At 43.6% G+C, this 13,766-nt stretch carries 12 protein-coding genes; 7 read left to right on the forward strand and 5 right to left on the reverse strand.

What is annotated here, in order from left to right:
• Positions 1-47 precede the first annotated feature (47 nt).
• The 3 genes from ppk1 (at position 48) to PCC7418_RS05380 (ending at position 3,243) form a co-directional block, all read left to right on the forward strand.
• Complete coding sequence (gene ppk1 / locus PCC7418_RS05370; protein ID WP_015225156.1) at positions 48-2,219, forward strand: polyphosphate kinase 1; 2,172 nt, start codon at positions 48-50, stop codon at positions 2,217-2,219.
• A gap of 2 nt (positions 2,220-2,221) precedes the next feature.
• Complete coding sequence (locus PCC7418_RS05375) at positions 2,222-2,650, forward strand: YraN family protein (protein ID WP_015225157.1); 429 nt, start codon at positions 2,222-2,224, stop codon at positions 2,648-2,650.
• Between the two features lie 92 nt (positions 2,651-2,742).
• Positions 2,743-3,243, forward strand: a complete 501-nt coding sequence (locus PCC7418_RS05380; RefSeq protein WP_015225158.1) for a molybdenum cofactor biosynthesis protein B — start codon at positions 2,743-2,745, stop codon at positions 3,241-3,243.
• Here PCC7418_RS05380 and PCC7418_RS05385 read toward each other — a convergent pair.
• From PCC7418_RS05385 to PCC7418_RS05395, 3 genes are all read right to left on the reverse strand, one after another.
• Positions 3,220-4,239, reverse strand: coding sequence for a hypothetical protein (locus tag PCC7418_RS05385; protein ID WP_015225159.1), 1,020 nt, complete (start codon positions 4,237-4,239; stop codon positions 3,220-3,222). The two genes, PCC7418_RS05380 and PCC7418_RS05385, sit on opposite strands and share 24 nt — an antisense overlap.
• A 3-nt stretch (positions 4,240-4,242) precedes the next feature.
• Positions 4,243-5,577, reverse strand: coding sequence for an ATP-grasp domain-containing protein (locus tag PCC7418_RS05390; protein WP_015225160.1), 1,335 nt, complete (start codon positions 5,575-5,577; stop codon positions 4,243-4,245).
• A gap of 430 nt (positions 5,578-6,007) precedes the next feature.
• Entirely contained in the window at positions 6,008-6,847 is an 840-nt protein-coding gene (locus tag PCC7418_RS05395; protein WP_015225161.1) for an O-methyltransferase, read from the reverse strand.
• A 374-nt stretch (positions 6,848-7,221) separates the two neighbouring features.
• On the opposite strand from PCC7418_RS05395, the gene PCC7418_RS05400 reads away from it, so the two are divergent.
• Positions 7,222-8,580, forward strand: a complete 1,359-nt coding sequence (locus tag PCC7418_RS05400) for an MFS transporter (protein WP_015225162.1) — start codon at positions 7,222-7,224, stop codon at positions 8,578-8,580.
• Between the two features lie 61 nt (positions 8,581-8,641).
• Here the strand turns inward: PCC7418_RS05400 and PCC7418_RS05405 are convergent, their stop codons facing one another.
• Positions 8,642-9,991 (reverse strand): IS200/IS605 family accessory protein TnpB-related protein, encoded by a 1,350-nt coding sequence (locus tag PCC7418_RS05405; RefSeq protein ID WP_015225163.1) that lies wholly within the window; start codon positions 9,989-9,991, stop codon positions 8,642-8,644.
• A gap of 31 nt (positions 9,992-10,022) precedes the next feature.
• Here PCC7418_RS05405 and tnpA point away from each other — a divergent pair, with 31 nt between their 5' ends.
• From tnpA to PCC7418_RS05420, 3 genes are all read left to right on the forward strand, one after another.
• Positions 10,023-10,430, forward strand: a complete 408-nt coding sequence (tnpA, locus tag PCC7418_RS05410; protein WP_041596468.1) for an IS200/IS605 family transposase — start codon at positions 10,023-10,025, stop codon at positions 10,428-10,430.
• Between the two features lie 138 nt (positions 10,431-10,568).
• Positions 10,569-11,432 carry a Tab2/Atab2 family RNA-binding protein gene (locus PCC7418_RS05415; protein WP_015225165.1) on the forward strand — a complete coding sequence of 288 codons (864 nt, stop codon included), beginning with the start codon at positions 10,569-10,571 and terminating at the stop codon, positions 11,430-11,432.
• The gene (locus PCC7418_RS05420; protein ID WP_015225166.1) at positions 11,429-12,709 is read left to right on the forward strand and encodes a TldD/PmbA family protein; all 1,281 of its coding nucleotides are present in this window, start codon (positions 11,429-11,431) and stop codon (positions 12,707-12,709) included. The genes PCC7418_RS05415 and PCC7418_RS05420 overlap by 4 nt, the downstream gene beginning before the upstream one ends.
• Here PCC7418_RS05420 and PCC7418_RS05425 read toward each other — a convergent pair.
• Positions 12,706-13,719 carry a glycerate kinase gene (locus tag PCC7418_RS05425; RefSeq protein ID WP_015225167.1) on the reverse strand — a complete coding sequence of 338 codons (1,014 nt, stop codon included), beginning with the start codon at positions 13,717-13,719 and terminating at the stop codon, positions 12,706-12,708. The two genes, PCC7418_RS05420 and PCC7418_RS05425, sit on opposite strands and share 4 nt — an antisense overlap.
• Between the last annotated feature and the right edge of the window lie 47 nt (positions 13,720-13,766).

Below are 13,766 nucleotides of genomic sequence, written 5' to 3' on the forward strand. Positions count from 1 at the left end.
AGATGCGATAAAATCAAAGCGCGTTCCTACTCACTCCAAATCTGGCTATGTCAAAATCCAAGGCTGAAACTCCGACGATTGACTTTAAAGATCCCGAATATTACTTTAACCGTGAACTGAGTTGGTTAGAATTTAACGATCGCGTTCTTCATGAAGCCATAGATTCCCGTACCCCACTGTTAGAACGTTTGAAGTTTATGGCAATTTTTAGCTCAAACTTAGACGAATTTTACATGGTACGGGTTGCAGGTTTAAAGCAACAAGTCGAAGCCAATGTTAATAAGCTAACAGCAGATGGACGTGACCCTTCACAGCAACTGACAGATATTAGTGAACGGTTGCGTCCGATGATTTGTAAACAAGATCAGCATTTTGAAGAAGTCTTGCGGGGATTACTCGCAGAAGAAAAAATTCATCTCCTGAACTATACAGACTTAAATGTTGAACAACGAACGTATCTCCAACATTATTATGAAGATCATGTTTTTCCCGTTTTAACGCCTTTAGCCGTTGATCCAGGACATCCCTTTCCTTATATTTCTAATTTAAGTTTAAATTTAGCGGTTGTGGTACAAGAACCCAGTACAGGAGATGAACGTTTTGCACGGATTAAAGTTCCGAAAGTGTTACCGCGCTTTGTCCAGTTTCCCAAAGAGTTAGGGATTTATGATGAAAAAGGAAAGCCTGCGATTTGGACTGGTGTTCCCTTAGAACAAATTATTGCTCATCATTTAGAAACTCTGTTTCCAGGGATGACGATTCAAGAATGCTATCCGTTTCGGATTACCCGTAATGCGGATATTGCGGTGGAAGAAGATGAAGCCGATGATTTGTTATTAGCTATTCAAAAAGAACTACGGAAACGTCGCATGGGCGGATCGGTGGTGCGGATGGAAATTGATGATTCCGCGACGGATCAGGTGCGGGGAATGTTGATGCGGGAAATGAAGTTAGAAGAGTCGGATGTGCATCAAATTCAAGGATTACTAGGTTTAGGAGATTTGATGTCATTTATGTCTCTTCCGCTACCTGAATTAAAAGAGCCGAAATGGACTCCCATTGTTCCCCCGCCGTTTGAACGTTACCGAGAGTCAGAAAACGCTGAAGGGGGGCTTTCTGTTGAAGAAAAAAGTGAAAGTTTATTTGGAGAAATTCGCAAATCAGATTTATTAGTTCATCATCCTTATCATTCTTTTAGTGCAACAATACAAGAGTTGGTTGAGTTGGCTGCGGTTGACCCGAAAGTGTTAGCAATTAAGATGACGCTTTATCGGACTTCTGGTGATTCTCCGATTATTAATGCGCTGATTAATGCTGCGGAAAATGGGAAACAAGTGGCGGTTTTAGTGGAAATTAAAGCCCGATTTGATGAAGAGAATAATATTGTTTGGGCGCGAAAGTTAGAAAAGTCTGGGGTTCATGTGGTGTATGGGATTGTCGGCTTAAAAACCCATACGAAAACGACTTTAATTGTGCGCCAAGAAGACGATAAAATTCATCGTTATGTGCATATTGGAACGGGAAATTATAATCCGAAAACGGCGAATCTTTATACGGATTTAGGGTTATTTAGTTGTCGGGAAGCGTTAGGTGCAGATTTAACGGATTTATTTAATTTTCTAACAGGACATTCTCGTCAACGGTCCTATCGGAAATTATTGGTTGCGCCAGTGAGTTTGCGCGATCGGATGATTGTGTTAATACAAAGAGAGCGCGATCGCGCGAAAAAAGGGGAAAAAGCGCGTATTATTGCCAAAATGAACGCTTTAGTCGATCCGAAAATTATTCAAAACCTCTATGAAGCCTCACAAGCGGGTGTAGAAATTGATTTAATTATTCGTGGAATTTGTTGCTTACGTCCAGGTTTAAAGGGCGTTAGTGATAATATTCGAGTGGTCAGTGTTATTGGTCGTTTTCTGGAACATTCCCGTATTTTCTATTTCTATAATCAAGGGGAAGAAGATATTTATATCGGAAGTGCAGACTGGATGCAGCGCAACTTAGATCGTCGCATTGAAGCGGTTGTTCCTATTGACGATCCGAACATTTTCCAAGAGTTAAAAGAGATTTTAGATTTAATGTTATCAGATAACCGTCAAGCCTGGGAATTACAACCTGATGGACATTATATTCAAAGACAACCCGAAGAAGATGGAGAGGTGATCAGCACCCATGAAACGTTAATGAAGAAGGCGTTGGACTCTTCTACAGTGACTTAAACATGGTAAGTTTGGGAGAGTTAGGGGAACAAGTGACAGCCCAGTGGTTACAAGGTCAAGGTTGGGAAATTTTGGCTTCTCGCTGGCGTTGTCGTTGGGGAGAGTTGGATCTGGTCGCTTACGATCGCGCTTCTACTTTAAGTTTTGTGGAGGTGAAAACCCGCCAAAGTAGAAACTGGGATGCGGATGGCTTATTAGCAATTACCTCTCAAAAACAAAGAAAACTTTATCGTAGCGCACAGATGTTTTTGTCTGCTTATCCTCAATTTTCGGAGTTAATTTGTCGCTTTGATTTAGCGTTAGTGAAAGCCCGTTTGCTAAGCTCAGAAAGGGATTGCAAAACTTCTTTACCTCCCGTTACTCTTAATTCTCCCATCTTTTACCATGGCTATGAATTAACCTTAACCACCTATTTAGAAGGAATTGATTAATTATTAGTCATTAGTCATTGGTCATTGGTCATTAGTCATTAGTCATTGGTCATTAGTCACTGGTCACTGGTCACTGGTCACTGTTAAAAAAAATGTCTCAACCTCATCAAGATCAAGAATTAATTTCTCTATATTGCGCTGTGATTACGGTTAGTGATACTCGCACCGCAGAAACGGATCGCAGTGGTCAATTGATGAAAAATAAGCTGCAAGAAAAGGGTCATCACATCCGAGATTATGTAATTATTCCTGATGACCCCAAACAGATTATTGAACAAGTTGTGAGACTGGGAAAAATGGAAGATTTAGCAGTCATTCTGTGTAATGGGGGAACAGGGATTGCGCCACGGGATACCACTTATGATGCGCTGGTGACACTGTTAGAGAAAACCTTACCAGGGTTTGGGGAGTTGTTTCGGTATTTAAGTTATCAAGAAATTGGGTCACGCGCGATCGCGTCACGAGCAATTGCTGGCGTTTATCAGGGGAAATTGGTCTTTTCTCTCCCTGGCTCAAGTAATGCCGTAAAATTGGGGTTAGAGCAGCTAATTTTGCCTGAATTAGTCCATTTAGCCCGCATTCAGAACTCTTAGTTGAGACGCATTGCGCCAAACTTCAGCTACCACATCTTCTAACATTTCTCCATCTGCGAGTAGCATCCGAGAGATCATACTAATTTCTCCGAATGACCAAAAGAGTCCCGCTTCTAAAAGATAAGGTTCGTCTGTTTCTTCATGAACGCGAAAATCAAACAGGGAATAATCGCGACAACCAAGGGCGATATGGGCTTTTCTTGCTGCATCTGCGAGTTTCTCGAATAATTCTGGCGTAACTTCGGCGGGACACTGGGGTTTTGCGACGGGTTGATCGGGTTGTTTTCCAGGCGTTCCATCGGCTTGTAGGTCATACTTATCCTGAGTGGTGCGAATGGTGTGATCTTTGGGGAATACGTATTCAATCATGGAGGGAACATACAATTCATTCCCCCGTTCAATGACTCCCACACGCAGTTCTCGTCCTGGAATATAATCTTCTACAAGTAGAGTGTCGTCATATTCAAAGCCTGTCTGTAACGCTGCTGCAATTTGATCTTTGGTTTTGACTAAGGTTAACCCTAAAGAGTTATCTTCGGAGTTGGCTTTGACGATAAATGGCGGTTTCATTGTCACTGTATCCCCAGAACGGATTTGTTGTGCTTTTGCGACGGTAACGCCCATGGTTTCAACAACGCTTCTGGTGTGGGCTTTATTACTAGCTAATGCGGTACAGTGGGCGGGAGAACCAACAACGGGTAAACCGAGTAAGTCTTCAAAAAATCCCCGAAAACTAGTCATTCCTGGAAAGCAAAATAAGTGAGGAACAACCACATCAACCTCGGGAAGTTGCGCGATCGTTTCTTGCAGGGAGAGTTTCTCGGATAAATTCTCTAAAGATGACCCCAGTTGCCAAACCCCATCAGGATGCACTACTGCATAGTAACTTTTTATGTTAGCAGGTTGCACCACTTCTTTTGCATATAGCATGGACAAATTGTAATAAAATTGCGAAACCCTTGACCCTGCTAAGTGTAAAACTCGTAATAAAGACATGAATTAATCTCCTCCTAATTTGACAATTTTTCCGATGTTGAAGTCAATGCGAATCCAATCTTGGAAACGTTTTAAGTTACTTAAAAGTAATAGGGGAATTTGCCAGTGATGGACAAATAAAAAGGGTAAGGGGTCATCTTTACGAAAAATTCCATCGGTTCCTTGCGTGATTTTTTGCCACCATTTTGTTAAGTCTTCTAAGGAACGAATTTCAGTTAGTCGCCACAGTTCGTGATATAGCCAGTAAGTGGGTTTGCTATTGGGTAAAGGCGCAATCGGTTCAGAATAATGATTATCTTCTAAATAAGCAGATGCTAAATTAGGATGATCATGAAACATCGTAATCGCCGAATGAGTGCGAGGGTTGCATTCAATGGGATAAATATTGCCATCTGGGGTTTCGATAAAGTCAAAAGAAATTTGACCCGTTAACTTTAATTCCCCGACAAAGTGTTTCACCCAAGCGAAAATTTCTGGATGATCGACTTTTTGATAATTGACTTGAAAGGGAGAAGATTCAGAACAACAATGGACTTGAATTTTGCCATTGCGAACGGTGCTATGAGTACAAAATTCTTTCCCGCGAATAAACTCTTGCATCACCCAAGGATTATCTTTTGAGATAGGAAGAGTTTTGATATAACTTTCCATTCCTTGAAAGGGAAGTTTAGTCAGATCTAAACGGCGAACGGAATCGTAATTAATACTTTTAATAATGTAACGACTACCATCGGCTTCAAAGTCAAAATCTAAAACTTCTTGGGGAGAAGTAAACTTAAAAACTTTTGGTGCAGCAAGTCCTAGGGCTTGCGCTTGTTTACAAAATTCATATTTATTATCCAGCATTGCGGTAATGTCTGGATCAAAATGAATGACTTCACAACCTACTTCTGTGAGTAATGGTTTTGCGGTGGAATCATAGTAACTAGAAACGGGACTGCAAACGGGAATAAAAACATTAATTTGCTCTTTTTTAACAATATCAAGCAGTCCTTGACGATAGCCTTCTGGGTCTTTTTCGGGTGCGGGAACGGTGTAAAATCCGCTTACAGCTTGGGAGAAGCGATGACCTGATAGCCAGTAACGATGGGTTTCGACGAGGAAAACGGTGTGTCCCGCTTGATAAAACGATCGCGCTAACTGTAGCGATTTTGTCATTTTGCCACCCGTAATTAGGATACGCTTAGGATTATCAGTAACAGCTTGCCTAAGTTTCTCCTGAGTCAAAAAAGAGAACAAGACGGTGATTAAATTGATGGGGAAAGCGATTAACAGTAAGGTTAATGTCCCCATCGTTTTGACTGCGGAATTGATTCGTCCTCGGACAAATAGAAGCATTGTTATTTGTTCTTGGTTCTTGGTTATTTGTTATTTGAGGCGTTCTATGGAACGTCTTGACATTATTGGTTAAAAGGGACAGGGAAGAGACTCAAAAATTGCTGATATCATTTCTGCTCAATCCTTCCCTGTGTTCTGTAGAAAAATCTGATCTATAGCAATCCTAAATCAGTTGTCCCCCCCAGCAATCCCCCCTTTAATTCCCCCCTTAGTAAGGGGGGATAGGGGGGATCGTCAGTTAATCTACTTTTTACAAATGACATCATACTGCTATATAGCGTTTCTTAGTCTGTTGAGGTACGTAATGGGAGTCGGTGGATGTTCATGTTCATTTTTGATTACTAGAACTGCTGTCCAAAATTTTTGAGATTGTCAAAGAACAACGAACAAAGAACAAAGAACAAAAAATGTACCTCACCCAAGTCAAAGATTACAGTTTTCTAATCATAGTTAAGCCATCACGGAGGGGAAGCAAAACTTGTTCCACACGAGGATCATCGGCGACCATTTGATTAAATTGCGCGATCGCGTCACCATTTAGAGTTCGTTTTTCTGGCGGGAGATACGCCTGTCCTTGTAACAAGCTATTATCGACAAAAATATAGCCACCGTCTTCTAGTAACCCTTCATCTAGCAGGAGGCGATAGTAATCTTTATATTCGGTCTTATCTGCATCCAGAAACGCCAGTTGGAACGTCTGACCATCCGCAGCTAACTTCTTCATGCTGTTAATCGCGGAATCGACCATAATTTCGATTTTTTGACCGTGAGGAGAAACATCAAAGCAGTTGCGACCCAATTGCGCGGTGTAAGGATCGACCTCTAAAGCAACCACACGACCGTTTTCAGGAAGGGCTTCCGCCATAGCTAATGCAGAATAGCCCGTAAACATCCCCACTTCTAAAATCCGTTTTGCGCCTGTCATGTGAACAAACATTTTCAGGGTTTGTCCTTCAATATGACCTGACAGCATTTCTTGTTCTAAACGGCGTACCGTTTCCCCATCAGAAAACGATTGACTCCAGTCTTCTTCACGGGTTTTGCGATCTAAGTTAGCTAAGGCTTCTGATTCTTGGGTCGTGATTTGTTCCAGATAGGGGTCAAGTCCAGCACCCAGTTCATAAGCACTTTCGATCGCGCTTTGTAACTGAGAAGAAATCCCTTCTTCTTTTCCTTGTTCCACAATCTGTTCTAACTGCTGAACTAAAATCCCCAAGGGAGTTACAGGTCTTGCGGTTTTTTGACTGGGTTTATCGTTAGTGATCGTCATTTGCCAATACTCTCTCTTAATACTGCTTTTACATGAGGATGATTACAATTTGGCTTTGGCGAGGGAAGCATCGCCGTCCTTATCTTAGAATATTGTTAAGAAAAATGTCACGATCGCGCTGCCATTTTTCAGATTAATCTTCCTTTTGATTTATAACTTTTCTCTATGTTTACGTCTAAATCCCTGTTATATCTTGTTTTTAGTGCTCAGAGCTTAAAGTATTTCCCTTGATAGATGACGCAGCGCTTTCTCAGAATACCTTTAGAAAACTTATTAAAAATCAGAGAAATCCCTATTTTTAGCCAGAAGTGATAAGAACTCTTAAGCGTGTTTTAATTTTAGGGAGAGTGATGTACCCGTAACCGAAAAGACTAATGACAAATGACCAACCCTTACCTTTATCCACGCGCATCGCCTACGGAATGGGAGATTTCGGGGCTTCCATGTCTTTAAATGTCCTGATTATCTTCTTCTTCTTCTTTCTCACCACCGCAGCGAGTGTTCCCCCTAATATTGCAGGAACAATTTTGTTAATCAGTAAGGGCTGTAATGCGGTTGCAACGCTCTTTGTTGGCCCCTTGAGCGATAATACCCGCACTCGCTGGGGAAGGCGACACACATGGATGTTGGGCAGCGCACCAATTATGGCGATTAGCTTTGTATTGCATTGGTGGATTCCGCCACTAACGGGTTGGCAGTTGTATGGGTATTACCTGATTGCTGCAATTTTCTTTCAAGTGAGTTTTGCTTGCTTTCTCATCCCCTATAGTGCGCTACTGACTGATCTTAGTGACGATAACCAAGAGCACATCCGTCTCAACAGTTGGCGGTTTGGCTTTGCGATGGGTGCGAGTACCTTTTCACTTTTGTTGATGGAAGGCTTAAATTTTTGGAGTGATCAACCGCAACAGCAACTACCAATTTTAGGAACAGTGTGCGCGATCGCGCTTTTAGTCTCCATTGGCTGGTGTAGTTGGCAAACTGAGGAAGAAGAAAAGAAAGCAGCTAGCCGTAAGATAAACTTTGGGGACATCAAAAAAATTGCTCAAAATCGACCCTTTTGGTTTTTATTAGGCATTTACGCTTTATCCTGGATGGCGCTTTTAGTCGCCCCCACCATTTTGCCCTACTTTGTCGTCAATAACTTGCGTCTCCCCGAATCAGACATCACTTTGATTGCACTGATCATGAAACTCGCCACCTTCGCAGCGATTTTTATTTGGAAACCCATTAGCGCCCAACTGGGAAAAAAAGCCACGTTTTGGTTTGGAATTAGCCTTTGGGTGATTGGCAACTGTGGACTCTTTTATCTACAACCTGAACAACCCCAATGGATTTATCTCATTGCTAGTTTACAAGGGATTGGCATGGCAGCAGCCTATTTGATTCCCCCTTCCATGGTTCCCGAAGCGATTGATTGGAATGAGTTACAAACGGGACAACGGCGAGAAGGTGTGTTTAATAGCATTATGTTGTTTGCCAACAAAATGGCGCAAGCAGTGGGCTTATTCTTATTTGGTCAGATTCTAGCGTTGGCGGGGTTTCAAGAATCTCTCCCTCCTCTTGAACAACCAGAATCGGCATTAGTTACCATTGCCATTACAGTGATTTTATTACCCACCATTCCCTTACTAGCGAGTTTATTGCTGATCTTCTTCTATCCCATTGACCGTGAAACCCATGAAAAAACTGTCTTTCAACTGCAACAACGTCGAGCCATCGATAATTCCTAATCTCTGAATCTTAATATGAAGCCTCCCCCACCTGCTAGCGCGAGGTGGGGGTGTCGCAATGCTAACCTGTAGATACTGCCGTATCCCACAGGTCACACAGACAAGCCCAGCTTCTAGGCGAACGTCCAGAACGTTTGCTGGAACGCTCCTCACGGTCATTTCTGCGCGTGAGCTTAAGGATGCCTCTTGCCCCGATATTCTGCGCTCCGTTTAGGTCTGCTGAATAGCGCTTGCCCGAGTTAAATTTTGCCAGTGCATAGTTCTTGGAGTCGCGCTTTACTTCCCCAGAACCGTCATAAGCCAGCTTGGATGTGTACGCCGCAATCACATCCACCACTTTGCCGCCAACCTCTCGCCACTTCATCTCAGTAAAGTCTCGAATCATGGCCTTGAGCCACCCGTGGAAACGTTGTCGGAGGTTGGATCGTTTCCGTCCGCCCCTAGCTTTCCACCCCTTCAGGTTCTCAAACACAACGGCATCTGCATTGAATGTTTGTGCAATCTGCACGATGCGCTTTGAGACGATGTGACCAATCTGTTGGTTGATATTGCGACACTTTCGATAGGTATTGGAGCAGAATCCCTTGTGGAGTTTCCCGCCCTTGCCCATCGTTTTACTGGCTCTCATGGACACTGATTTCAGTCGTTTGTCTCGGCGGTCTATGTCTCTTCCAGGGTGAACAAATTCACGATGGATTACAGTACCGCTGTTGTCCACAACTGCAACCGTCGCTGTGGTGTTGATACCCAAATCCACAGCAACAACAACGCCATCGCCCTGACGCTTTGGAGGATGGCACTCAAATGGAACTGATAGGTGACAGGTGCTCTCGTTGAAAATCAGGTAAGGCGACAGCATCTTGTTGCTATCAACCTCATGACGTTCTCTGAGTCCGGTAATCTGAACGGTTGTCCAGACCCAATCAGTTCCCGTAAAAACCTTGATTTCGACAAATTCGTAGCCATGCAGCTTGTAGCACTGCCCCCGGTACAGGGCTGGGTAACAGCCTGCATTCGCATTCAGCATGGGTGGCTTGGCATCTTTACGTTTGCGGTTGCCGCTTTGCCATTCCTGATAACGAGTCAGATAGCTGCTGACTTGGCCGGCGGCAAACATGATTGCCACCCTGCGGTAATAGCTAGGGAATTTGTGAAAGACCCTATCCACCAGCGCATACCGAGGCGTTGGATTCTTTGCTGTGGCGTGAATTAGTCGCTCGACAGCAGGCACTAATTCATTGCTGGACAGCCTCCCCAGTTCAGCCCAATGGGTAAAGACAATCCCGACCAAATATTGACACAGACGACGATAGACCTGAACCGTTTCAGAAAACAGCACTCGCTGTTCATCGGTTGGGTTCAGCGTCCACTTGTCGGTGCGAATGATTTTAGTCGGTTTCTTTGTTAGCATAGCTATAGTTTAGCGCATAGTGATAGCTATAGTGACAAAATTAAGAAGTTTCGCTCATACTGTTGCCCTGATTAAAATACACGTTGTTTTTGTAACTAAATATCGGCACCCAGTTATTCACGGTGACATAGAAGACGATATCAAAAATCTGGCGATGAACATCTGCCAGAAAAACGACTGTATTTTGGAGGACGCAAAGGCAGACTTGGGCGCAAACGACCATATACACCTGCTAATTGACTTGGCTCCTAAAGTGTCTGTGTCCCGCTTGTGCAACACAATTAAGACCGTGACCAGCAGGGAGATTAGGAAGCGGTATGCCGAAGAACTAAAGCCCTACTACTGGAAGCCCGTTTTTTGGAAGCGAGGATTTAGCGCGATTTCCTGTGGGGGTGCGCCACTATCGGTTCTAAAGCAGTACATAGAAAATCAGGGCTAGGATGATTAGTTGCTGCCGTTCCTTAACCCCCACCTGCCGTGGGCGAGGTGGGGGAATGCGTCACTCATTTGGTTCAAAAAATCCAGAAAACTTGGTACTGTAGCTAAGAGGGGTTAACTATTCATAAGAGCGTAGTTTATGGAAACGATTTGGGAACTTGATTTCTACTCTCGTCCAATTCGAGATGAAAATAATAAAAAGCTATGGGAAGTCTTAATCTGCGAAAGCCCTCTACAAGCGAACACAACCGAAGGGGAACTATTTCGCTATAGCAAGTTTTGTTCGGCGCAAAATGTGAACTCGATTTTCCTGCAAGAAGCCCTCAATGAGGCAATGGAAAAATCAGGGACGACCCCCAAAAAAATTCGCTTCTTTCGTCGTCAGATGAATAATATGATTACGAAAGCCTGTGAGGATTTAGAAATTACAGCCCTTCCCAGTCGGCGCACCTATGCTTTACAGAAGTGGCTGCAAGAGCGGTTAGACCAAGTGTATCCCCAACAAGAAGGCTATGATGAAACGGCGGTGACCAATGCTTCGGTGCAATATCCTGCGGAAAATGCCGTGATTCTTCCTGATGCGATTCGGGGGGATAAAGGGGATAAATGGGCTTTTGTGACACTGGAAGCGCAAGCCTTCCAAGAGATGGAAGACTGGGATATTAGTTTTGGCGAAGGTTTTCCTCTCTCTTTATTTGAGTTAGCCCCAGAAACAAAAGTTCCTGGGTTAGTGATTTTTTCACCCCGGGCGATGCCGTTTGCTGGTTGGATGTCGGGGATTGAACTGTCGCAGATTCAACTACAAGAGGGGAGTTTACCGCGTTTGGTGTTGCAGACAGGAAGTAGTGATTGCTGGATTTTGGCAGATATTACGAACCCAGAAACTCTGAAGGAAGCGCAAGGGTTTGCTGCTGCGAAGAAAGATGCAAAAGGGGTTCATTTCTTAGCGATTCAAACTGATCCCAGTTCAGAATCGTTTGCAGGATTTTGGTTACTCGCATGATCAACCCAGAAGAAATTTTAGAAACTGCACAGAAAGCAGGGGCAGAGGAAGCAGAGGTCTATCAAATGATTTCCCATTCCCATCCTGTGTATTTTGAGGCAAATCGCTTAAAACAACTGGAAACCACGGAATCAGAAGGGATTGCGCTGCGGGTGTGGCGAGAGGGTGCGCCTGGGGTAACGGTGGCGTATGGAGAGGTTACCCCAGAAGCCCTGGTGGAACGGGCGTTGGCGTTATGTCCGTTAAATCCTCCTGAAACGATTGAACTGAGCGCGGATCATCGCCAAGTTTATCCCACACAGGGGAATCTTGTCTCTAGAGATGAGTTAGTGACAATCGGGAATGATGCTGTGGCGCAAGTATCTGCTCTTAATTCTAGTGTGATTTGTAGCGGGGAACTGGACTGTGAACAACATACCACTCGTCTTATTAACACACGCGGAACAGATTGTCAATATACCGACATCAATCTTAGTGCTTTTTTCCAAGTGGAATGGGTGCGAGGCGAAGATTTTTTAGGGATTACTGATGGTGTTGAATCGGCGGATCGCCTTGATTTAGAAGCTGTACAGCAACGGATTGCACAGGGGATGAGGTGGGCGCGGGAAACGGTTTCTCCCCCACAAGGGCGCGTTCCCATCATTTTTACTCCTAAATCGGCCCCTCTCTTCTGGGAAATGGTGATTGCTGCCCTCAATGGAAAGCGCGTCTGGGAAGGATCTTCTCCTTGGGCCGATCGCGCAGGGGAACAGGTGATCTCAGATCAAATTACACTGTGGCAAGATCCGACACGGAATCCTGAACGGTGTCCCTTTGATGATGAGGGAACGCCAACCCAACACCTAACTTTAATTGAGAAAGGACAGTTAAAAACATTTTATCGCGATCGCGCGATCGGACGCTTACTGGGAAGCAATAGCACAGGGAATGGGTTTCGTCCCAGTTTAGGGCGTTATCCTACTCCCAGTTTAATCAATTTAATTGTTGCACCTGGAAACGGAACGTTAGAAACTCTCATTTCGCAGTTGGATCAGGGACTGCTGATTGATCAACTCCTCGGAGGCGATACCGATCTCTCAGGAGATTTCTCAGCCAATATTGAACTCGGTTATCGGGTGGAAAAAGGACAGGTTACAGGTCGCGTTAAGGATACGATGGTCGCAGGGAACATTTACACCGCGCTAAATCATCTCCTTGCTTTGGGGGAAGATAGCCAGATTAATGAATCTTATGTTACTCCCTCGGTGATGGTTGATCGGTTATCCGTGGTGAGTTAAGAAAGTTTTGTTGGGAGATGATTCTCATCAATTTCAATGACTAGATCGACCCCTCGCCTACTTTCGATTAAGGGAGTTATAAATAATTCAGGATGCAGCGATCGCCAAAAGTATTCCACAAACTGATCAATCTCTGCTGCACTCATTCCTGATTTTCCTTGGGCGATCATTTTTTGTTCTGCTTCTTTGCGTAATCTTTGACTCAAACGGTAATCAACAGGAGACAAAATAATTAATCCATCTAAACGATTCCACAAGGGAAGATAAGCGGTTAAACGACGATTATTATCTTTTGCAAACTGACGATCGGCTTCCGTTGTAATCGGTGGCGGTGGCGATTCAAAAACGCTTTCTGCGACGGGTTGAACGCCAATAAACCAGCCTTCAAATAGTAAGATATCAATGGGTTGGTGAATGATTTCTGGCGTAGCGCGATCGCCCATTCCATTAAATGCTGACTTATCAAATCGCGGAATTGAAATGGGTATTTTTCCCTCTCGAATTTGGTCTAATAATTCAATACCAATCTCAACATCATGGGTTCCAGGAGGACCCCTCCAGACTAATCTTGGATCGTCTTTTTGTAGTTGTTGACGATCAGCATAAGTTTTATATAAATCATCAATGGAAAGCGTCACCGTATGATATCCCAGTTCATTTAAAAGTAAACGCAGAATCGTTGAGAGGGTAGTTTTTCCTGTTCCCTGAAGCCCGAGAATTCCTTGGATGATCGCTGAAGGTTTCTGGTCTTTTTTAGCTGCAATTTGTAAGGCTAAAGGAAGCCACACTTTCCACAATAAGTCTAAACGGTCTGCTTCTGATAAGCGAATATCAGAACAATAATGCTTAATTGCTGAGTATGCTGTAGGAAAAAAATCAAGCTCTTTTTGTATAGATGGTTCAGGGGACAGCAAGCGCGATTTTGCTAGTGAGACTACTTCTTCTTGAGTAATCCCTTGCTGGTCTATAACTTTACTGAGAGCAGGAATTATAAAGTTTTTTGAATTCATAAAATATCCAAGACTAATATAAAAATCTTACTAGAATTTAATATATT

The sequence above is a fragment of the Halothece sp. PCC 7418 genome, assembly GCF_000317635.1.
GTDB lineage: Bacteria > Cyanobacteriota > Cyanobacteriia > Cyanobacteriales > Rubidibacteraceae > Halothece.